This window comes from Acinetobacter sp. T_3_1 (assembly GCF_025377055.1).
GTDB classification, from domain to species: domain Bacteria; phylum Pseudomonadota; class Gammaproteobacteria; order Pseudomonadales; family Moraxellaceae; genus Acinetobacter; species Acinetobacter kookii.
The window spans coordinates 299749-322740 of the sequence record NZ_JACHVD010000003.1 but is presented as its reverse complement, the minus strand read 5'-3'; the positions used below and the strand labels follow the sequence as shown (position 1 = coordinate 322740).

Here is a 22992-nt window from a genome sequence, read left to right as displayed (position 1 = left end):
TTTGTAGATTAAAGCAATTTAGAGGAATAGCTACTCGATATGACAAGCTCAAAAGAAATTATCAAAGTTCTGTTGCTTTAGCCTGTATATTTTTATGGCTACCTTTATAGGGTTAATTATGAACAGTAAATGTCAACAGACCCTAATTAATAAAAATTTAGCTAAAGCATAATTAATCATTTAACTTAACAATTAGATTATTTTCTAATATTTAAGCTTAGAAGTATATTAAAATCATATATAAAACCACCCCAATAACAACTGCTTAATCAAGCCAAACAGTACTTTATCAAAAAGCTTTGTACAATATTTTGGATTTTAGCACTTTCAATTTTATATAAAATTGAAAGTACTTTGATTTAAAATCAATCTTCAAGTTTTTCTAAAATATAATATTTAATTTAAAACTTAATAGAAGCTTAAAAATAAATAAAGCATTCAAGTCAAATCAATCAAACATTAAAGTATTAAAGAAAAAGATCTTGATTTTTTATGACTTTATTTGGATATAGAATAATAACAATGCCCTGATCGATATCCCAATTACAATCACAAATCAATCCAATACTTCCATCTCTTTTAAACAATAAACTAGTTGGAGTAAACTCTGGATTTTGAATACTCTCATTTAATACATATTCAGACATTAAATCTAGAATGTTTTGTTCATATCTAGACTGTTCATGCATAAATAACTTATAGCTTTTCAGTTGTGCTTCAGAAATATTTTCTCCTTCAAAAGCCTCAAAAACTAAGGGAATTTCATAAGTAATTTCATTGATATTTAAGTTAATTAGCTTAACCCAACCATAATTAAACTCAAAAACTCCTACTTCTGTTTCTAAAGTTTTCATTACATCTCCCTTATTTATTTAATTCACGTTTTTTCGCAGCAATACCCCCTTCATGAGGAATATTATGATGGACCTCACCTGGAACTAATTGCATTGTTTTACAATCCTTACACTCATGCCAAGTATAATTGTTTTCTCTGCGCCAATCTGCTACTTCCCTTGGTGAAACATCCCATTTCTCAGCTAAAGCAGTATCGGCTTTGTTAAAATTCACACGTCGATCTATTGTAAAATCATCAATTTTAACTTCATCTTTCATTACGTTACTAAAGTCAGGTTCTCCATCTTTAAATGTAACCCCTTCTATTTCATATTTATCTAAAATCTCCCCCCAAGTTAATCCATCGGGATTACCACTTTTTTTATTCATAGGGTCAGGGATTTTTTCGCGATTAGGCTCCCACGTCGAATTACCAGGTTCGCCTGCCCATGAACCATTTAAATTACCATTTTCATCTTTTTCTCTAGGTAAAAAACCTTTTTCAACAATTTGACTATTATTTTCAATTGTACCAGAGTGATACGAATCACCAGTTTTATAAATTGGTTGATCTAATTTAACTAAGTCATATTCTTTTGATGTAGAGGAAGAATCTTTGTACCAAACGTCCTTAAATCCTTCCACGTCATTTGTTCTTTCAAAAGTATTAGCTAATACTGAAATTAATCCCAAAACTCTCTCCTATTTCTGCCTTACAGCATCAACTGATTTTGCGTATGATCTGTCCACATTTGATATGCTTTTAAATATCCACTGTCTACATTCGTTAAATACTTTAAACAGGCATGTTTTAATTCAGTTTTTAAGATAATATCTTGACTAAAAATATATTTATTTAACTCTTGATCAAAATCATTAATATCAAATGATTTTTTAAGTAAAGGCTCTAACACAGTTTCCAAATTTAAAATTTTAACAATATATTGACTAATCCTTCCAAAATCTTTAATAGCATCAAATTGAAGTTTGCCAAGCTGATATATTTTCACCAAATGCTCAATTTCCATACGTAGGGCGGTATCTGGGATAAAACATAAAGTTTTTTTCAGAAACTCAATATCAGGTTGAATATAGTCTTCAGGTAAACGTTTACCTACATACAGCAAGAAATAAACGACTGCTTTTTGTATTTCCTTTATTTTTGGAATATTTTCAATATTTTTTTCAAAATTATACTTATAGTGATCTTGAGAAAAATAATTAATTTTACATAATATTGGCTCTAACCAGTTACTTTGATGCACAATCGCCACGCCTTGTGGTAGCTTTGAAATTTCTTCTAATTGCTCTTCTTTCAAAGCAACTGAACGACCAACAACTTGACGATCTTGTTCCTCTGGTAATCTTAAAATAATTTTCGTATTTGTATTCCTAACTGCAGAAATATCCAATGCATTTGGTGATTGATCAACGATAATAAAACCTTGCCCATATGTACGCATTTCAGCAATAGATTCACTTAACATTTCAACCGATTTACCAACCACATTACTCGATTCCATGGATTGGCTTATATTCGTTCTTTTTAACAAATGATGAGCTTCTTCTAATACAGCAACATGTCTTAAATTAGAATTCATGTCCAGTTGTTGACTTGTTCGATATTCATTTAACTTCATTACCAATATTCCCATAATGAGTGACTTGGTTTCTGATGAAGCTACTCTACTTAAATCTACAATCACATTTTGGTCAAATAATATCGAACTATCTAATTCATTTTGACTAAATAATTGCGCATTAAGACCATCTGTTAAAGACATTATACGTGTCTCTAATGACCCAATATAATTTCCTTTAACTTCTTCAGAATATTCTGAATTTTGAATAATCTCTTTTAAAGCACAAGCAACATCGGTAAAAGTTGGAAATAAATTTATTGATCGAATATTTACAGACTCATCTAAATCCCAACCTACTCTTTGATAAGCTTGTAAAATAGACTTTTTCAATATGACAGGCATAGCCGCATACATCGGCCAACACACATTAAATATTTCAATTAAGCGATCAACATGTTCTAGAACATGGATCTCGTTAGGAAAACTAAAAGGATTTAACTTTAATAAAGTTGCTTGTCTAGGATTAGTTCCATAAACAGAAACATCATCATAATTACCAAAAACGTGTTTATATTCACCTTTCACTGGTTCAATAACCAAGAAAGGAATTTTTTGCTGTCGTAAATTATTTAAAATTGTATATAAAGTATTACTTTTACCTGATCCCGTAGATCCACAAACTAAAGTATGCTGTGTTAATTGCTTGTTATCTAAAACTACTTTTCGGTTAAAATCCTTCCATAAATGACGTAATACACCTAATTCAACACCTGTTTTACCCTCATATTGAACATCATTTAAATATTGGATCGATCGTCCAAAAGGAACTGTTTCAACCACACTAACACTAGAGGTAGAGTGTTGAGGTAGATTCAATGTCAGCGCTATCTCTTTTGTTGATAGCAAAGTTGTCGGTGTAACAAAGGGAACCTGTACATCTAGTTCTGCAATTGGTTTTAATTGTGGATGTTGTAAATTTCTTAAATATTTTAAAACTAGTGTCTTCTCTTTATGTCCCCAAGTAGTGATCATTGAAGCCTCACAACTTGATTCATCACCTTTCATAAGCCCATAATAAATACTCCCTAATGCATGTGAAACTGTCGGAGTCTGGCCTATAAAATAAGCTGCAAAATTCCAACCACCAAAAGATTGTATTTCATCTAGTCTTTTTAAATTTTGATCAACTTTATTAAGTATTTGTTGAACAGATTTATTTTGAAATTCAATTGTATTTTGCTGACTTGTACCATGTGTTTTACCATTAGTAGTACTTGTATTCTGCATTTGTGCATTTGAAGATGTTTTTGTCTGATTATTACTTTCTGAAGTGTTTTCAGACTCAGTGTAACTTTTTCCTTTTGTCTCAGAAGATGAATAACCTCCCCCTATATTAATCCCCATCCCAAGTGGTGCAATAGATCCACCTTTACTACTTGAAGAACCAGTTTGATTACTTTCATTAGTGCCTTGTGTAGTACTCTGCCCTTTTGTTTCAGTCAAACCAACACTTTGTGCTAAGGTTTTAGTTATACCTGTACTTAATGTTTCAGCTACATTGTCAGATTCTTGTTGAGAATAACTAAAAGTTTTTTTAGCATATGGTGATATTTGAGTATATATCTGCTCATAACCTCTACTAATGGTCTGCAACACCTCTTCCGCAACAGATTCAGCTAAAATAATCGCCTGATAAACTTTACCTTCCGCTGCATCAATAAAACGCTCCATACCTTGCATAAAGTTTTCACGATTATCAACAGAAAGAGAAGGTATTGTTGTAACAGCTGTTACCCCTGTACCTGCATTATTTTCATAATTAGCTGTATTTTGAAAAATGTCTAAAAGAGCTATATTTGTTACAGTTTTAAGATCACTACCTGAGAATTGCCCTTCAAAAGTTGCTTTTAACAACTCTCCAGCACTATGTCCTTCAAAACTACCACTTTTACTTTTTACCCCCAGATATATCTGAGTAGTATTCCCATCACTTTCTAATATAAAAAATAAACTATGTTCGGATTTACCTAATGCTGTATAAATCGCAGTAAGACTTTCTAATACAGACTGTTTATTATTCTGAACCAATCTTTCTAATTTAAATAAGCGCACCTCCGCACTTAAATTAATATTTTCAATATTAAAAGTAGGAAGAATAGACATGTTAGGTAAATCAGGTAAATAACTCTTATTAATCATATACTCTGCAGAATATAATGATTTTTCAAGATTATTTTCTCCTATTAAAAGAAGTTCCGGTGATTTCATTACCATATTACTCATTTTCTATTCCCCCACTCTAATTGTTTATTTAAATTTTGATTTCACTTTTTCAATAAGATTGCAACTAACTTCTTTCATCTTACTTAAACTTTCAACCAGCATATCAATCAATTCATCTAAAAGGCTTTTTGATTGTCTTGATTGTCCCGATTGTCCCGATTGTCCTGATTGTCCTGATTGTCCTGATTGTCCCGATTGTCCTGATAGTCCTGATTGTCCTGATTGTCCCGATTGTCCTGATAGTCCTGATTGTCCTGATTGTCCCGATTGTCCTGATAGTCCTGATTGTCCTGATTGTCCCGATTGTCCTGATTGTCCTGAGTGTCCTGAGTGTCCTGATTGTCCTGATTGTCCTGATTGTCCTGATTTTTTGGTTTCTGAAATGAATTGAAAATCACTCTCGCCTTTTTTTCTTAAAAAGTCACGAACATCTAATAAATGTTTATAGCGATCGATTGAAAAATTCGTCTCTAATGCTGTATTCTGCGAATGAAAATAAAGAACTGTCCAATTCTCTTGATCTAAATCAATCGGATCATTGTTTTCATCTTCGAGATATTCATTAAATAATTCAGGATACTTCGAGTGAACTAAAGACAATAAAATTGTTAACTTATCTATTGGCTTACTATTATCTAATAGCAGATTTAACAAACTAACTTTTAATGTTCTCAAATCTTTTGCTGAAAACTCTTCGAACAATTGTTTCACAGAACTTTCATCATAAGGTTTTCTTTGCATACTCTCATCACTTGAATTTCCAACTGAGTCAGCAACAAGACTATTAGATTGCATATTTATTTTAGATATAGAATCTGAAGTACTTACAAAACCTTCAGCTCCTATTTCTATTAAAAATATTTTTATCTCAATAGTTCGCTCCAACCGAACATGACAAAAGTTTTTTTCCAGTTGAATTAAGCTTTTTTCAAAATCTTCCTTATCATAACTATGACTTTTATCAATCAACTCTCCCCAAACTTCATTATAGTCCTCAAATTCAACTTCACGTGTTTCTAGGTTTTTTAACTCTTTAGGATCATTTGAGTTCGCTAAAGTATTTAAAATTTCATCTTTAATATTATTTACCATCTTAGTGACTACCTTTAATCATCAATGTGCTATTTAATTCTGAACGAAAATCTTCAATCCATTTCAATTCTTGTTTTGCCAAATTAATTGCATGTAATCGCTTATCTTTATCCTTTATTTTTTCTGTTAACTCTAGAATTACAGAATCGAATTGCTTATCAAATTCAGCCGACATAAATTTCACATAAAGATCAACAATGTCATTTGCTCCATGTTGTATATGTTGCATTCCATCCTCAAGCAATTGATCAAAAGGCTTTCGTAGTTCTAAACTTCTTGCCTTCCACAATTCATCTAAAACTACAGATTCTCTTTCTTCTGTAATATCAACTAATTTTTTTCTGCCCCAAGAGAAAGGATTCCACCAATTAGAATCTTTTACCTCTCTTTGCCCAACAACTACGCGTCTTGTTTTAATTTCACTATTTGTCGTCTTTACAATACTAATATCAAGATTTTTAAACTTATCTTCTAATCCAGCTAATACAGGAAGCTTTAAAGCTTTAACATCTTCAAAGATTGATGCCACATATTTTTGATATTCCGAATTTAAATTAACTCGAATATTTTCTTGCATTACTATATATGCTTTATCTAATTCATTGATTACTTCTTTAAATTTAAAACTTAAATTATTTTCAATTTTATCTAACTTCATATTTGCTTGATCAACATTAACTTCACCTCGCATGGTGTTACCAGCACTCAAAAGTGTTGCTGAAACATCAATTCTTAAATCTTTTATTCTTTTATGAATATCGTTAGGTATTTTATTTTTGTTGTCTTTTAACTTTTTCTTGTATGCTTCCGTTTTAAACCCATGATTTCTCTTTTCCTCTAAAACATTGATAGCATTTAAAGTTGTTTGTAATTCAGCTTCATTATCTGCTAAAGATAAAATTATCTCTTCTTCATTCAATGCCAGCTTAATTGCTTCATCAAGTGCTTCTTTTGCGCGATTCAAACGATGAGGAAAATTATATTTTTCAATATATTCATCAATCATCATTTCTACAGCAGGAATACCACTATTTTTTAAAGCTAGATTTAATTCAGAATTTTCTGTAAGTTTTAAATTTTGAACTTTAGATGAGACTTTTGCAGTTAAAGGCATGTATTTAATAAAGTTATAATCTTCCTCTAAAAATTGATCAATATAGTCATTTTTTTTACGACGTTCACGACTAGTAAGACTTTGCTCGTTATTTCTCATTAATCGAGCAGCATAAGCTGATATAGGATAAACTAGAGGGTCTTGAATACCATTTTCTTCTAAGTAATCTCTAACATTTTTCAAGGCTTTCTCTAGAGATTCTTTCTCCAAATCAAATTCATCGCACTTATTAACAATAAATATAAATCTATCTTTTGCTTGCTTTCCTCCCCTTTTAATTTCTTTAGCTACTAGTCTTAATAAGTTTTTATCATCATTAATACCTAATTGTGTTGCATTCAAAATATACAAAATCAGTGGGCTTCGCTGAGAATCCTGGATAAATGACATTGTTAATTGAGCATGAGAATCATCACGACTATTATTTGGTCCAGGAGTATCGGTTAATACTAAACGAACATTATCTCGTTTTTGCATTCCATAAATAGGGCCCTCTATATCAATAGTATGTGTATCTATTTGGTCATTCCAATTATTTAAAACATCACTATTTAATTCATGATTTTCATCTAAAATTTCTCCATTCTTATTACATCTGGCACCCCAATATTTTTCAACTTTAGTATCAAATATCTTTGCAATAGTTGCTGTTGTCGCCTCATTTCTTGCTGGTAATAGATCAGTACCTAACATTGCATTAATAAAAGTAGATTTACCGGAAGACATTGTTGCTACAACATATGCATCAAAATCATTATTAAATGCTTCTTTTAAAGCAACAGAAATTTTTGAATTATTTTCTAAATAACTCAAAAATTTTGGATTTTTTTTTGCCTTTTCAATCATTCCTTGGATTTTTTCCAAACGAATATCTACGCCTTCCACAGATTGATAGGGTGCTAATAGAATATTAGCACCATACTCTGAATTGGCTTTATCAATCTCTTCTTTTATATCAATATAATCAGATTCAAGACCAATAAAATCTATATTTATATTAAAATCATAATTAAAAAACTCATACAAAATCTTAGGTAATTGATCCACCCATAATTGTAGTCTTCTATATTTAAAATCAGATAATATATTATTACCTGTCAATTCTTTACCATCTATAAAAAAATTTGTTTCTATCGAAAATGGATTATACTCAATTAAAATACTGTTCAATTTAAATTACCCCTACTTATTTAATTCGTGAATTCTATTTTTCAAATAAAATTCAAAATATGGAAAACCAGTTTTACAATAAATTTCATTTAAATATTTCAAATCTTGAAAATCTTCACCTAAAAATCCGAATCTATTTTCTACTTTTACTTTATTAATCATATTGGGTGACAAAGATATCAATTCAGAACCTAGAATATCTTCACTCCCATCAATTAAATTCAATAGATCCCTTCGTTCTTTACGGGACATTTTCTCTTGATAAATTAACTTCTTTATAAGTAAGGCTCTATAAGCACTTACGCCAAAAATCACAGGATTATTAAATCCAAGTTCATTTAAGTATTTTTCCAAATTTATTTTGAAATTTTCTATAGATTCATTTTCCAAATCAAAATCATCTAATTTATTTACCAAAAATATTATTTTATTACTTTTTACATTCTTATAAATAAATTTTAAATATTGAACATCATCATTAATAAAAGGTTGTGTAGAATTAATAACATAAATTAAAAAATCAAATTTAGAATTTAAAATATAATTATAAGATAGATTCTTATGATTATTATCCCTACTATTGTTTGGCCCGGGAGTATCTACAATTACTAAATTTTCATCAATATTAAAATTACCTTCTATAAAAATCTCATTAATTTTTTCATTACTATTTAATTCTCTTATTTTTTCCGGGGCAATATCGAATACTTCTTCAACTAATTTTTTACTCTCACCGTAACATCTAATTAATTCTTTGTTACTTGATCTTATCTCTGTAATTGTTGCCGTTGTTGCTTCATTAGCTGAATGTAAAAGCTCAGTACCCAGCAATGCATTAATGCATGTAGTCTTTCCAGCACTCATTGTTGCCATATACACGACATTTACTTTTTGATTTCTCACTATATCCCTCTTAAAAAACAAAGTAAGTATTTATTTTAATTAGATAATTAACGAGAAAATTATACTATTTTTTTTTACTATTTCCTTATAAATTCTACTTTTTTTATATTTTTACAATTAAATTAAATATTTTTAAAAACAATTATTTAGGAGACTAATTTTATTCGTCCCCATATCTTTCAGTAGATCTCCTTCATAAATTTGAAAAATTGAATAACTTCCCCTCTCTTAAACAAATTTTGCTTGTCTTACGAAACAATGTTTCTCATATCTTAAATTTGGATATTTTTATCAAGTTTTACTTCTTACATAACTTATTCAAGACAGCCTTGAATTCCCAAAGAACTATTCAATTCAAGAACCTCATATGCAGTGTTGATTTCTCAATTTAAATCTAGTTTCCCTAAAAAGTACCTAGTTAAGATAAAGAGTCTAATTGACCTCTATTTCACCTAAGCGTTATAGGTAAATATAATTTGGAATCTAACTAAAGATTACTACTATAATCTTTAGCTCTACTAGCTGTTTAAAACAATTATCTCAATTCAAGTTGCTTTTTATGCCAGTCTACAATTTCTTGATAATCAAAATAGACACTGGCCTGGGAATCCTCCCATAAAGAAGAGGACTTAATGCCCTCTTCTTTTACTAACTACTAACAAGTAATTTCTTTGTTTTCAAGACTAGATAAGTGTTGGGTAGTACCATTATCTCTGACTATCGTTTCTACGATTTGATTTATCTCATCATCAGAAACAAAGGGTACCTGAGCATATATCAAATCACCATTTAGTTTAGCAGCTAGATGTCCTTTACCTAATAATCTCTCAGCCCCTGGACGATCAAGGGCAATCTTTGAAGTCGCCTCACTAGCAACTTTTAAAATTAGGCGATTACCCAAATTTTCTCGTAGTTGCATTGGCATAACATCCTTATCTGGTCTTTGTGCAGCAAATATTAAGTGGATACCTGCTGCTCGAGCTTTCACACCTAATCTCTGAACAGCCGAACCTACGTCCGCTTTGTAAGTATCATCAAACATCCAATCAGCAAATTCATCATGAACTAGAAATACCATAGGTAATCTATCACTCACAGCAACTTTAGAATTATATGTCGCTAAATCTCTAGCTCTTGCCTGAGCAAATAATTGATAGCGATTTTCCATTTCATCAACTAAATTTGCAAGAACTTCCGTCGCTCGCTCTTTAGTTGTAATAATTGGTTCACGCATATGAGGTAAATCTTCTAAAGCTGAATAATCAACACCCATTTTAGGATCAATAAGAATAATCTGAGCTAAATCTCTAGAATTTGTAGCAGCCATATCAAGAAGTAGAACTTGTAGCAATACTGATTTACCACTTCCTGTAGCACCAGCTACTAGTGTGTGTGGCTCATGCCCAGGTAACCCAGCAAAATCCCCACCTAAATTTAAATATAGTAATTCACCATTAAGTTCTTGCACCCCTATGACAAAGGAAACGTTAATCCCCGCTTTATTACGATTTATTAAACGGCGTTGCCATAAATCCCATATTGAAACAGCTTGTCGTATCTCGCTTGAGATCGTTACAACAATTTCACCAGGTTTAGGTTGTACAGTAATAATATTTATCGCATGTGTGGTTAACAATTGAGTTCGCTTAGCTTCAATATCCTCAACTCGCAAACGATCTGATCCAGCCAGACGGACCAGACATCCGTTTGGAGTAATTCGTGTTCCTAGTACATTTACTTGGAAACCCCATCCATTTAACGCTTTCCTTAAATCTTTAGTAATTTTTTCTGCCCATTCTTCTCTAGATGCATCTTTCTGATTTTGTGACGAATTATTCGACTGAATTAACTCAGCTAAATTAGATGTTGCTACATCTGTTTGAACTAAATCAATCGTAGATTTACCTATCTTAGATATTTCACCTAATATTTGGTCAGATGAATTATTCTCCTCTTTAGAAACTACATCATTAAACTCTATTTGTATCTGATCACTTTTTTCTGGAACTTGTGTTTCTTCTAAAGTATTTGGTAATACATCTTTAGGTCCAAAACCATGTAATTCATCAACCTGTGATGTCCAATTCACTTGAGGAGCAGGCTTATTAAGAATGATATTTTTCCATGGCTCTGTTGTACCTAATACGGATCTAACATATAAAGAATCTTCTTGTTTAGCATATGCTTCGACTAGAGCACGAAGCTCCTTCCGATCAAATACTTCCTGCCATGCTTGGAAAATATTTGAGCTATCGATCTCTAACTGTTCTGACAGAGAATTAGTAGCTGATACATCATTACTGTGAACGAACACATGAGAATATCCTCGTAAAGAGATATTAACTGTTCCTTCACGAATGGCTATTCGTGCTCGTTCTAGTAGGTCAGTTTGGCCAATTCCTACATCAGCATCAACAAGTAGATCAGAAATACGTGATAACCAGACGTCTCTATCTAATCGGCCCGGGTCTCCAAATAAAGCATCTCTAAAAGATGTTAATGTCGCCATCAACTGTGCTTTTGATGAGCGTCTTGCATCTGCGACGCCTTCATATGAAACATATTTAGATTCAACAATTGCAATGTGCAAATGAATTTCATCACCACAATCAATTATAGACAGAGCAAGTAAATCAGCGATTCGACTTTCTTTTTGAGATAACCAAGATGCATAGTCATCTAGTAAGAAATAGACATTAATTGCTTCACGATTATTATTTAAATGTTTAAATTCATTAGAGATTAAATAACGACTCACTACTAACCCTAACATTTCACCAGCAGATATACCACGACGTGCAGCACGCAATACAATCTGTCCAGAAATAGATAGAGCATCTTTTTTAATTAGTTTAGTAAGATCATTCAATTCCGCTTGATTAAAAGATAATGATAGAGCTTCTAAACGACGATACGTAAGTCCATTTAATAATCTTAAATCAGCAGTAGAGCTAACAATCATATTACGACCATTCGTTGAATTTCTACGATATCGAACTACTGTAATATTTTGATTTTGCAATTGTTTTTTATCTAAAAGTTCATCATATGTGGCAACCCATTCTGCTTGCTGATGGGCATCATCCATTATTTCAGCTAAACGTTGATGCTGTAATGAAATCTGACGAGCCGGAAGCAAGCGGTCATTTTTATTAATTGCATCTTTTTTCGCGAGAGCAGCTACCGCAGCCAAATAGCTCCAACCGGTTGCAGTCTGCCATGGGCAAGTTAGAAAACTAGTTGATTTAAGCTCACCATCTTTTGCTACACGCCTATAAGACCAGCGTGAAGGGGCATGTTCTAAATTCTGACGATTCTCGCTCCAAGGAGCAGGAATCCATTCTATTGTCGCTGTCCTTGCTACAACATCATGTAAAAATGCGATATCAAATGGCTTAGAACCTAACTGAGAATTACAGTCTACTCCTGCAGATTTAGAGACGCCTATCCTTAATTTAGAAATAAAATTATCAGATATTTCACTTACGAGTGGTAAATCTTCATCTTCTGCAGCCTTATTCACTAATTCTGCATAAATAGAAGCTAAATGTCTTGGCTCTGTATGTCGAACTATGACATTACATTTCATCTCAGCTTGTTCCGTTTCATACAGATTAGAGAGTTCTTTAACCACAGCTAATGGCAAGTCCGCTGCATCAGAGTTATATAATAAAATATTTAAATTGCGAATTTTATGAGGTTGTAACCCTATATATCGTTCTATAAGTTCATTAATTTGTCTGGCTGCTATTTGCGGGGAAGTATCACTAAGTGTCTGCCCCGAATTCATAGGAGCTTCTAGAAGACTATAGCCATTCACTGTACTAGTAACTGTAACTAGCTCTGCCTCCGCAACATTTTTCTTTTGAAGTATTGCTACTTCTGGATAGAAAGGATGTTTAAGTTCATCAAAAAACTCTTTAAAGAAAATATTTCTATCACCAAATTTAATACTATCAGCTGTCAATAAATGGGTTAGTAATGCAGTTGTTCGTTTAGTTTTAACAGCTAACGCCTTTAAACGCTCAGGATGCCAAGGTGGAATTATTAGAGTAGATTGCTCTCCTGAGACTATAACAGTTCCAATAGACATTACCTTAGATACAAGTTTTTCCCGGCTAACATCGTTACATGCATAAGTTAATAGCGTATCTAATAATTCAGCATATGCATCGGCTTGATCAAATATACTTGGTTGATTTAATCCATGTTGTTTAAAATTTTGAAGTGCAAAAGGATAAACTTTTTCAAATTTTTCCCAGCTTTCTTTTATCTCTTTATATGCGACGTCATTTATAAATCCATCCTTAAATAAGTCTTCAAGAGATTGTTTAATTTGATGACGTTGACTTTTTAATTTACTAGCTGATGGGATGAGAGAGCCTGGATCATTTGAAAAGGTAGCTTCTAAACTACCAACATTCAAAAGAGAAACACTTTGCACTCCCCCTTTTTTGCTCACTATTTTCCGACTGACTTGTGTACAAGCAATCCCTCCTTTCTCAAGTATTCGCCCTAAGTCATCAGCAAGAGCAAGCCCAATAGAATTAGCTGAGTAATTCCATATCAGTTGATTCTTCTTCAAAATAACTTCTTGATTACTTAACTGACGTTCAACTAGTGCAACTTCAAATTTAATTTGCAATGCAGCTCGTGATAGAGATTTTATTGATTTAAATTTCTTTCCGAGACGTTCTTTTTGTTTATTTAAGAAAGCTTCATAATCAAATAAGATATCTGGTAATTGAGTTTTTTGATTTGGAATTTCCCAAACAATTCTAGATCCCATCGCGTTATATAAACCACGATACATTACAGAAAAGAATGTCACTGCATCATGATTAAACTGATCAAGCCAAGCTTTTCTTCCCTTGTTGACTGAGATTTTTAAGTAACGTTCACCATTGAAATCCTCTGATCCAGCAAGTAATTGATAAGTCGCAGAAACTAATCCCTCTAAAAAATCCTGACACTCTATAGCCTGGCCAAAGATGATTTTTTCCCAACGTGCTAATAATTTTGTATCTTGCTCTAAGAAATAACGATGTAGATCAAAGAAAATTTTATCTTCATCAATCCATTCGCCTCTTTTTTCTCGTGTTTTTAAATCATTTAAGTGATTGCACCACTCTTCAGTTAATGCATCATCTGGGTCACAAATATCTGAGAAAAATTGCAAAGTAGATTCAGCTAACCCACTTTGTTTTTCTTTCGGCCGGTCAAAAATAAGATAAACCTTATCTTGTTCCCACTCTAATTCTGCGAGTGCTTGAATAGCTTCAATATCATTAATAGAGCCCTTTATAAATCGTTGCAAAACAGGAATAACGTCTTCTTCTATATCTTCCAAATTATCATTCAGACGATTTTCCATTTCTGCAGGATCTAATGGTTGACCATTTGCCTTTTGATACTTTAATAAGGGATATCGATGCGTCGCTAATTTATCAAAGGCATTTTTCCAAGGACGATTAGCGTGCGAAAATGCTTTAGCATTACTAAAAAAGTAAGTATCTCGAGGCAACCCTATACTTGGTAGAGCCCATCCTATTGCCTGTCTTATCGCTAATCCATGAACATTATTTGCCTCAATAATACTAAGACAAAAATTAGCAATCTGTACCAGTGAAAGCTCAATAGAATCAATCAGTGCTTCTAGTGCTTTTGCAAAAGTTTTTTGATCATCTGGAGTAAGGACTAAATTCCCTAATTGACAACATGCTTGAACCCACGCATCACTATTTGCCTTTAACTCTTTTGCACTGACGATAGTAATATGCGCAAGAGTATCTCCAATGTCATTTCTAGAGCTTGCTGTTATTAATATCTGTTTTTCAATACTCTGATTTCGAACACTGGCAGCATTATCATCAATCAATACTTCATTAGGTAATACTTCATCTCCAATTAAAGCTCTTGGAATTTTAAGTGAAATATACTGTTCTAAAGATGGCCTCGACAATATTTCCTTTACAATTGTAGCAATTTGGCCTGCCGTTAATTGGTCTAGTCTAAATAACGCAGTTTCAATATTTAATGGTTCGTTTGTTAGCTGAGAATCATTTATTTGCTGGAGGTAATTTTCAAAATATACAGCACCAACCCATCCAATAATTTTATTTTCTTGCATATTCATTTCCTTAAATATTAAATGGGTTTTCTACAAAAGCACATCCATCAGACAATTGTCTAACTAAACCTAAACTCATTAAACGTTCAGCTAGATATTCACTATTTTTACTGAAAGCTTCCTGATCCACTTGATTACTAGTAATAAGCTCTTGAGCTTGTGCCTCACCAACCACTAAACCATATCGATTTTTAATTACTTCTAAGAAATCATCAAAAGGCATGCGTTTATCAACTACTGTAATAACAAGCGATTTCAAAAAATGATCATTAGGCGCATAACGCATTCTTATAGATAAGCGACGAGAACTTAAACCAATAGCCTTGGACCAAGCTGAGTGGACTTTTGCTAAATGTTGCTTGTGTCTGAGTTGAGCTTTATCAATTAACTTTTCAATAAGTGAATCAGCTGACCAGTCTGAACTTTCTTCATCTTCACTTGGCCATTTAAATTGCTTCTGCATTAAGCGTATATATTCTGACTCTGGATAAAGTTGTGAAGATGCGGACATCCACTCTTCATGTTGCTGAATATTTTCAATTTCTGCAGCAATGGAGCGTATAGACAAATTCTGATTATGTTGATAATCATCCGCAGAAATTGCTCTTATTTTAGTTCGATTTTTAGAAATGATTTCACAAACTAATCTTAGAGGCTTTTCTTCAGATAAAACTTCTTTCGAGCGCTCAAGAAAATACAATAACATGTTCAAACCAGCTGAAAACATTAAGTATGAAATTGCATCATAGGAAGGAATATCTTGTTTTAGGATATGAATCCAATCACGGCAGAGCTGATCAAAACGATCATGTTTAAGGATTGGTAATTGCAAACTACTAATCTCTTTAGCTAGTTTTGCCTCTTGTCTGTCACCTTGAATAGCTTTCACTAGTCGATTTAGAGACAAATCAGATTCTAAAAGACGTTTGACTAACAGCTCTCCCAATTCATTCTTATTCTCAGCACGACAAAGCATTAAATACAAAATTTCACCTGTTCGTGCAAAAAATCGTCTGTCATTCGTTTCAGATTTATCAATTCGCAAATCTTCATATAAGGCATCAGGCCCGAATGGGAAGACAAATTTTGAACTCCATCTTTTATTACTATTTATCTCAAAAGACGAAGATCTCAATAATTCAATAACACGTGCAAAATCATCAAATGAATTAAAGACCTCTTTCAAATAAGTCATATCTTCTTCTGCATATGCACCTTTTTGATATTCCTCAAACCATTCTTGCCATTTTTTTTCGTCAGACTTATTAGAAGATGCGATTATATTTATATATGGATTATTAAATAATACTCCGCGTAATCGGAGCTGACGCTGGGGCTTATAAATTACTTTATCATCTACTTCATTTAATGGATCATCTCGATGTGAAGCTAATATTCCTAGAAATTCTAATAAGATTAAATGAGGTAACTGCTCATCATATAAACGATGTCCCCAAATTTTTTCATCAACGACAAAATCAACATCTTCTAGGAATTTCATTTATCTAGTCTCACTGATATATGTTTAGAACCATGACTAAATCCATCATTTACAAATTTTAAAGGCAAAGTATTAATGTTATTAGCTATGTAGCTATCACCAAATTCGAGTTGTATTTGCTCAGCTCTTCGTAATAGTTTTGACTTTAAAGCTAATAGATCTTCCAAACACTCACTAGAAAAACTATTAGGTAAGATTCCATTGGCAACTCTCGCCAAAAATTCGAATCTAATTGGTGTTAACTCAAAAGGAACCCCATCCTTATCATCTTCCATATGAAAATTAATTAATGGCCTATTATTATGATTCAGATTGATCAGCATCCCCTCTGTGTTTCTTCTTGTAGGACGCGCTGGTATTTCTTCTTTAGTTAGTACGCTCACTTTTGATTCTGTAAAGCCTCCAGATGTTGCAACTATAATATTTTCTACTTCTTCTACTAAAATTCCCGTCATAATACGATTAATACCCAATGTAATTAATTGACGTATATCCTCAGGAATTGGCTGATTATTTTTGAGATTTTTAATAAGATCTAAATAAGAAGCAGCATATCTGTATGCACTTAGATTCCAAAAATAGTTTTTACCTAAACTGCTATCAGGTAAGGTAAAGAACAATCGACGGCGTTGGCTTTCTAATAACTGAATAAGTTTTTGATTAATGTTTTCTTTTTGGTATTCATCACCTTCTAAATAAGCTTCTTGGGCTTTCTTAAAATAAGCTGAACCTCCATACTGTTTATCATTTTCGATAAGATCTTCATAGATTGGGGATAATTCACTATCGTAGCGACCATAAATTAATAACCCATCAATTTCATTTGTTGTTTCTTCACCTATTTGAAAAGAAGATAAAGCTTTAAAAACAGGGCGTTCTCCTACTCGCTGATTAGGTAAATTTTTTGCCATAATATTGTCATACAAATTCCCTTTCGAAAATGTGCCTTCATTTACTATTTTCTCAATATCATCACAACGCATCAGTCCATCTTTAACATCAGCATGACCAAGCAAAATATTTGCACATAAAGCGAGTAAATCACGAACAGGTAAATGTGAGCCATTTAACCTTGCAATATCAATTAAATCGGATAAACGTGAACGTAGTTGTTCAGATTCGAATGTTGCACCAAGTAGTCGTTGACGATTTTCACTGATCGGGCAGCCTTTACCACTACTTTGAAAATAACAATTTGAACATTTTTCCCATTCAGGATGGGTGATTAATATATCTAGCACATCAGTTAATGACTTACGATGAGTACTACGGCTTAAGTCAAATACATGTAATCTAGAAAGCCCTTCGCCAGTTTGCAAAAAAACTTGCTCTAAAGTTTCTCGTATTGGATGGGTAGAGAATTCTTTATAAGAACGTTTACGTAAACGTTCTAAAATTTGTCCATGATTGGCAGCAATAACCAGAATATGTTTATTGTCATTTTCTAAAACGGATCTCTCTAATAGTTCAAGAACAAATTTCCCATCTTTTTCATTTAATTCACTTAAATCTTTAACGAAATATATTATTTTATTATTAATGTTTAAATTTTTAATTGCTGCATGTGAATCATTCCACTCAGAAGGGTCTCCTCCTATTGCTTCCCATAGGGCACGACAATGATAGGTTTTCCCATCTCCAGCAGTTCCTGCAATGACAATAGAACCGCCGTCCTCTGCATGTACTGCTTTTAAAATATTAGATAGTAATGGGATAGGTAATTCTATTGGGTCAATTTTAGCTAGACGCGCTGCTTTTGTAACATGTTCATCAAACATAACAGCATTATTTGGAGTTGGGCCGTAACTACGCAAATAACGTATCCATCTCGCAGATGGCTTATATTGTAAATCTGACATAAATTACCCCTCAATTATTTCCGTTATATCTAATATGTAAATAAATTTATTATAACAATGAACTAATTGTACTAAACTAATTCTTCTTTTTGAATAAACATTCTATTTATAAGAATCTTCTAATTTATGCATAAGAATATTTGCTTAAATCTAAAAAAAAAGAGATGCTTAAAATATCTGTTTTGTCATTAGATCAAAAATGATTTATTTAGATTTCGCAGCGTCTACACCACTACTGCCCTCTGTTAAAAAAGAACTATTTCGAGCATTTGAAGAAGAATATTCAAATCCATCCTCTGCTCATAAGTTAGGTCGTATGTCAGCAGAAAGAATTGAAAGAGCAAGAGAAATCATTGCTGATTCTATCGGAGCCTATAAAAGTGAAATTATCTTTACTAGTGGAGCATCTGAGTCAAATAATTTAGCAATCAAAGGATATGTTTTAGCAAATCAAAAAAAAGGAAAGCATATCATCACCTCCTCTATAGAACATAAATGTATTCTCTCCATATGCCACTTCTTAGAAAAAGAACATGGTTATGACATCACATATATTCCTCCCCAGAAAAATGGAATTATTGATGCGAAAGACGTTATTTCTGCGATGAGAGAGGATACTGTCTTAGTTAGTCTAATGCATGTGAATAATGAGCTAGGGTCAATCCAACCTATTGCAGCTATAGGGCAGGCTTGTTTTGAAAGAGATATCAAATTTCATGTAGATGCGGCTCAATCCTATAAAAAAATCCCCATCGATGTTGATGAGTTAAATGTAGATATACTCTCTTTATCTGCTCATAAAATTTATGGTCCTAAAGGTATTGGAGCACTGTACATGAGAGACTTAAGGGAAACTAGGATGCAACCTGTTATTCATGGAGCTGGTCAAGAATACGGGTTAAGAGGCGGCACTCTTGCTACCCCATTGATTTTAGGATTCGGTGCCGCTGTAGAAGACCAAACTATTGAAGATAGTTTTGAGGAAGTAAATAAAATAAGTTCTTTGCTGCGAGCAAAAGTTATTGAAATGGGTGGAGTAATCAACTCTCCAGATACACATTACATTCCTCATATTTTAAATGTTCGCTTACCGAACTTTGATGCATCGTATTTTGTAGCAAACTCAGATTTTTTATGTTCTCAAGGTTCAGCTTGCTCATCGATGAACATTGAAATGTCTTATGTACTGCGCGAAATAGGGTTAAGTTTTGAGGAAGCTCAATCCTCAATACGATTTTCGTTTAATAAATTTGATAGTAATATTTTAAATTTTTTTCAATAAAAAAAGGATCGTAAGATCCTTTTTTTATTGAATATTTTATTTATTTTTAAGTTAAACAATCTGCTTAAAATAATTAATCAGATTCGTTTTTCGCTCAGTAAAGAAATCTTCAGGTCGTTTCTTTTGAGCAACAACCTCCATTACAGCTTCCTTAGCGTGCTTAATTAGAAAGTGACCATCCAATCCTGCAGCTTCATAATATTTAAAAGCTGTTTCTAGAGACTCATTAGATTTGTGAATATTATCTACCTTCGGTAAGGGCATCATATTGCCAAGACCATTAACAAAAATATCTCTTTCAGTATGATCAAAATTAAAGACACTTGAACCATCTAGATTTCTTGCAACCATATGATCCAATTCCATAAGTCCCGTAGTATTAGAACTTACATTTAACTTAATCGGTTTTATAGTCAAGGTCCCATCATCCTTCAAACTGTATTGAATAATGGAAGCAAATAAAGTTTTCACCTTAAATAAAGGACCAGGCTCATACTGCCAAGTATTTAACCACTTTTCAAACTCAGTTTGATGTTTAATTAAATCTAATTCCTTTATAACTAAACCATGATCACGCTGAGATAATAAATGATTATCTTCAATAATTGACTTAGCCATTTCTCTAGGTAATTCGGCTGAGTTAGCCATTAACGAAGATCGCCATAAGACTTTCGCTTGCTTATGAATATTATTTAGTTTCTCTAAAACTTCCGATGCTTCTTTTTCATCTAAGTCTAGATCCAGCATAACCTTATTTTTATCTAAACTACTTTCTAGAAGTAATTTAATGATTTTAACTACTTTATCTGGATTAAAATTACTATCAATGTTTTCAATTGTAAATAATGTGAAATTAATTAATCCTGACATTACTCCATCTTGTTTTAAAGCATTAAACAAATATAGACTTTTCTTAAATTCTGACTGATTTTCATATTGAGCAATAATAGAATGATTTTCTTTTCGCTGAACTGGAAGATTAGTCAATTTCAATATTTGAAAACAAGCTTCAAAAATATTAAAGTCCCGCTGAATATCATCTTGAGTATAATTATCCATTTTAAGATAATTTGCCAGATTCAAACGGTATTTTTCACTACTTTCATTCCTTAATTCAGTAGATTTTGTAATATAAACAGTCGCTAAATACGTTACTAATTTTTTATATGTTTGATTCATATTTTTATGATGAAATATTTTATCCCCCCATTGATCATCTAATTTTTGGATGATTTCATCCATCTTTGAATTATCAATATTTGCATTTGTATTAACAAATTTTTTAAAAAATTGATTTTTAATTAAATCTAAGTCATCGAGTGCTAATGCCCTATCATTCATTACTTCAAATAATGTATATGCATCATCTGTATTCATTGTTTGAATAACACAGACATTTACTTCTTTTAAAAAGTTATGGATTTTTTCATGAAGGGAATAAATATATTTATAGATATCCTCTCCATTATTTTTAAACTCATTTTGAAAAGTAGTTAATATAACTTTCAATGCATCAGCATATACTTTTTCATTTTCTGTTAAAATATCATACTCAAGATTTTCATATTTTAGTTCCTGTGTGTCCCCAAAATTGATATAGAATTGTGATAAAACTTTACTCAAACTTTTATTAAATGATGAACGATCATAATGTAAATTTAAACTATCATTTTTTATTTTCTTACACATCAACTCTTTAAATTTATTTTTATAATTATCTTCAGTGTCATATTTTGGGATCCATAAAATTTCTTGTATCTTTTCTAATGCCCCCTCTTGCTCATGCAGTTCAGCCATTTCATCTTCATCAGAAATTTTATTTAACTCATGAATTCCCTGCTTAATTTCTAACAAAATTTCATTATCTTTAAACAGAAATTGTGCAGCATTCTCAAGTTTTTCATTTAACTTCTGCAACTTACCACATCTTTTTCTCTCAACTTCCGATAAAATTAATTTTCTAAGAATAACGAAATTAATAAAATTCGTTAAAAACAATGTGGTTACTCGTTGTTGTCCATCAATTAAAGAATGAAAACTTTCACCCGGTGTAGCTACAGCTACAACAGATCCAGCGAAATACTTTTTATCATTATCATCTTGCCCCTCTATGATATTTTCCTTCCAATCTCTAATGAGGGTTTCAATCTGTGATACTCCCCACTTATATGGTCTTTGATAATGAGGAACTTTTAGGGAAAAATAATCTGTTATACTTTCTTGGGTAACTAAAGAACCGATACCCCAAAAATTTCTTAAAATTGCACCGCTTAATTGCATTTTTCCCCCTCACCTAGTTAATTGATATAAAAATTTATACAATCATACTGGTAAGGGTTTAAATTACAAGAAAAAATCAGCCTGAGATCACTTATAACAAGTCACACAAGCCCCCCCACCTTCCATATCATCATACAATGCATCTAAATCAATCATCTCAATCAATTGATCATCATGTAATGCATTACGACGGCGTTTTTTCTTAAATCTTTCCAGTTTCTTTTCATGGTCTGCTTTAATTTGGGCTACACGTACTGGATCTTCCAAAGTACTTAAAGGATTATTCTTGCCCATCCAGTAATATGTTTCACCATTCGTGGACTTCTCATCATTAATCTGCTTTTCATAAGCCTTAGCTTCTTCAAATTTATCTGGGTGTCTCTCCATTAAACGAACCCATTCAATTTTTCTTTGATAAAAGCAGAATGTGCAACCACTACGTGAACGCCATTCATAATATTTTGGAAGGCCAAGTCCAGTACCTTCCAAGATATTAATAATATCTTCCTTAACCAAACCATCTTCAGCAAATGGCATTTTAGTGGTTAAAAACTTTTGTGTTGGCACGTAACCTTCACGCCAAGGCTCATCCGCGCGTATACCCACATAGCTAATAATTTCATACCCTTCATCAAGAAATGGCTTCACCCATTTTTCAAATGGTACTAATTTCATTTGTACGGTACACCAACGCTGATGACCAGATGGAAGGAAATGATTATATTCCTTAAGCCAATAATCAAAATCCTTGTCTGCACCCAAGCGCAAAATAGGTTTACCCAAATAAGCTTCCAGCTTATTTAGGTAATCCATAACTTCTGGTAATTCTTTACCAGTATCTGTAAAAAAGTACTCTATTTCTAATTCAGGATAGTGATCACGCATATATACGGCGAGTGCTGCACTATCCTTCCCACCAGAGAGTCCTAAAACATGTTTAACTGGCTTTTCAAGGGTCATG

General features: G+C 32.3%; 12 protein-coding genes and 1 pseudogene. 2 read left to right on the top strand and 11 right to left on the bottom strand.

All coding sequences use genetic code 11. The features are described 5' to 3' along the window. Window positions 1-129: pseudogene (locus H4I94_RS06400) on the top strand (IS5/IS1182 family transposase); the annotation flags it as partial. A gap of 338 nt (window positions 130-467) precedes the next feature. Here the strand turns inward: H4I94_RS06400 and H4I94_RS06395 are convergent. The 9 genes from H4I94_RS06395 to H4I94_RS06355 form a co-directional block, all read right to left on the bottom strand. Continuing rightward, entirely contained in the window at window positions 468-854 is a 387-nt protein-coding gene (locus H4I94_RS06395; protein ID WP_212638352.1) for a hypothetical protein, read from the bottom strand. 10 nt (window positions 855-864) lie between these two features. Then, a complete protein-coding gene (locus H4I94_RS06390) occupies window positions 865-1527 on the bottom strand; it encodes an HNH endonuclease (RefSeq protein ID WP_212638353.1) in 663 nt (220 codons plus the stop codon). Between the two features lie 20 nt (window positions 1528-1547). Further along, window positions 1548-4700 (bottom strand): ATP-binding protein, encoded by a 3153-nt coding sequence (locus H4I94_RS06385; protein ID WP_261182420.1) that lies wholly within the window; start codon window positions 4698-4700, stop codon window positions 1548-1550. A 24-nt stretch (window positions 4701-4724) separates the two neighbouring features. Next, complete coding sequence (locus H4I94_RS06380; protein WP_261182419.1) at window positions 4725-5792, bottom strand: hypothetical protein; 1068 nt, start codon at window positions 5790-5792, stop codon at window positions 4725-4727. Window position 5793: 1 nt separating this feature from the next. After that, complete coding sequence (locus H4I94_RS06375) at window positions 5794-8076, bottom strand: dynamin family protein (RefSeq protein ID WP_261182418.1); 2283 nt, start codon at window positions 8074-8076, stop codon at window positions 5794-5796. Window positions 8077-8088: 12 nt separating this feature from the next. Continuing rightward, window positions 8089-8979 carry a dynamin family protein gene (locus tag H4I94_RS06370; RefSeq protein ID WP_261182416.1) on the bottom strand — a complete coding sequence of 297 codons (891 nt, stop codon included), beginning with the start codon at window positions 8977-8979 and terminating at the stop codon, window positions 8089-8091. A 655-nt stretch (window positions 8980-9634) separates the two neighbouring features. Beyond that, on the bottom strand, window positions 9635-15109 hold the full coding sequence (locus H4I94_RS06365) for an FtsK/SpoIIIE domain-containing protein (protein WP_261182415.1): 5475 nt from the start codon (window positions 15107-15109) through the stop codon (window positions 9635-9637). A gap of 10 nt (window positions 15110-15119) precedes the next feature. Further along, window positions 15120-16610 (bottom strand): hypothetical protein, encoded by a 1491-nt coding sequence (locus H4I94_RS06360; protein WP_261182414.1) that lies wholly within the window; start codon window positions 16608-16610, stop codon window positions 15120-15122. Beyond that, a complete protein-coding gene (locus H4I94_RS06355) occupies window positions 16607-18469 on the bottom strand; it encodes an AAA family ATPase (RefSeq protein ID WP_261182413.1) in 1863 nt (620 codons plus the stop codon). The genes H4I94_RS06360 and H4I94_RS06355 overlap by 4 nt, the downstream gene beginning before the upstream one ends. A 199-nt stretch (window positions 18470-18668) precedes the next feature. On the opposite strand from H4I94_RS06355, the gene H4I94_RS06350 reads away from it, so the two are divergent. Then, window positions 18669-19751, top strand: coding sequence for a cysteine desulfurase family protein (locus H4I94_RS06350; protein ID WP_261182412.1), 1083 nt, complete (start codon window positions 18669-18671; stop codon window positions 19749-19751). Between the two features lie 51 nt (window positions 19752-19802). Here H4I94_RS06350 and H4I94_RS06345 read toward each other — a convergent pair whose 3' ends face one another. Both H4I94_RS06345 and H4I94_RS06340 read right to left on the bottom strand, forming a co-directional pair. Continuing rightward, window positions 19803-22031, bottom strand: a complete 2229-nt coding sequence (locus tag H4I94_RS06345; RefSeq protein WP_261182411.1) for a DUF262 domain-containing protein — start codon at window positions 22029-22031, stop codon at window positions 19803-19805. 87 nt (window positions 22032-22118) lie between these two features. Next, window positions 22119-22991: a phosphoadenosine phosphosulfate reductase family protein gene (locus tag H4I94_RS06340; protein WP_261182410.1), complete on the bottom strand. Its 873-nt coding sequence runs from the start codon at window positions 22989-22991 to the stop codon at window positions 22119-22121. Window position 22992 lies beyond the last annotated feature (1 nt).

Coding starts and splice junctions, on each gene's coding strand:
- H4I94_RS06395 (WP_212638352.1), bottom strand. CDS start 854: ATGAAAACTTTAGAAACAGAAGTAGGAGTTTTTGAGTTTAATTATGGT.
- H4I94_RS06385 (WP_261182420.1), bottom strand. CDS start 4,700: ATGAGTAATATGGTAATGAAATCACCGGAACTTCTTTTAATAGGAGAA.
- H4I94_RS06380 (WP_261182419.1), bottom strand. CDS start 5,792: ATGGTAAATAATATTAAAGATGAAATTTTAAATACTTTAGCGAACTCA.
- H4I94_RS06365 (WP_261182415.1), bottom strand. CDS start 15,109: ATGCAAGAAAATAAAATTATTGGATGGGTTGGTGCTGTATATTTTGAA.
- H4I94_RS06360 (WP_261182414.1), bottom strand. CDS start 16,610: ATGAAATTCCTAGAAGATGTTGATTTTGTCGTTGATGAAAAAATTTGG.
- H4I94_RS06355 (WP_261182413.1), bottom strand. CDS start 18,469: ATGTCAGATTTACAATATAAGCCATCTGCGAGATGGATACGTTATTTG.
- H4I94_RS06350 (WP_261182412.1), top strand. CDS start 18,669: ATGATTTATTTAGATTTCGCAGCGTCTACACCACTACTGCCCTCTGTT.
- H4I94_RS06345 (WP_261182411.1), bottom strand. CDS start 22,031: ATGCAATTAAGCGGTGCAATTTTAAGAAATTTTTGGGGTATCGGTTCT.
- H4I94_RS06340 (WP_261182410.1), bottom strand. CDS start 22,991: ATGACCCTTGAAAAGCCAGTTAAACATGTTTTAGGACTCTCTGGTGGG.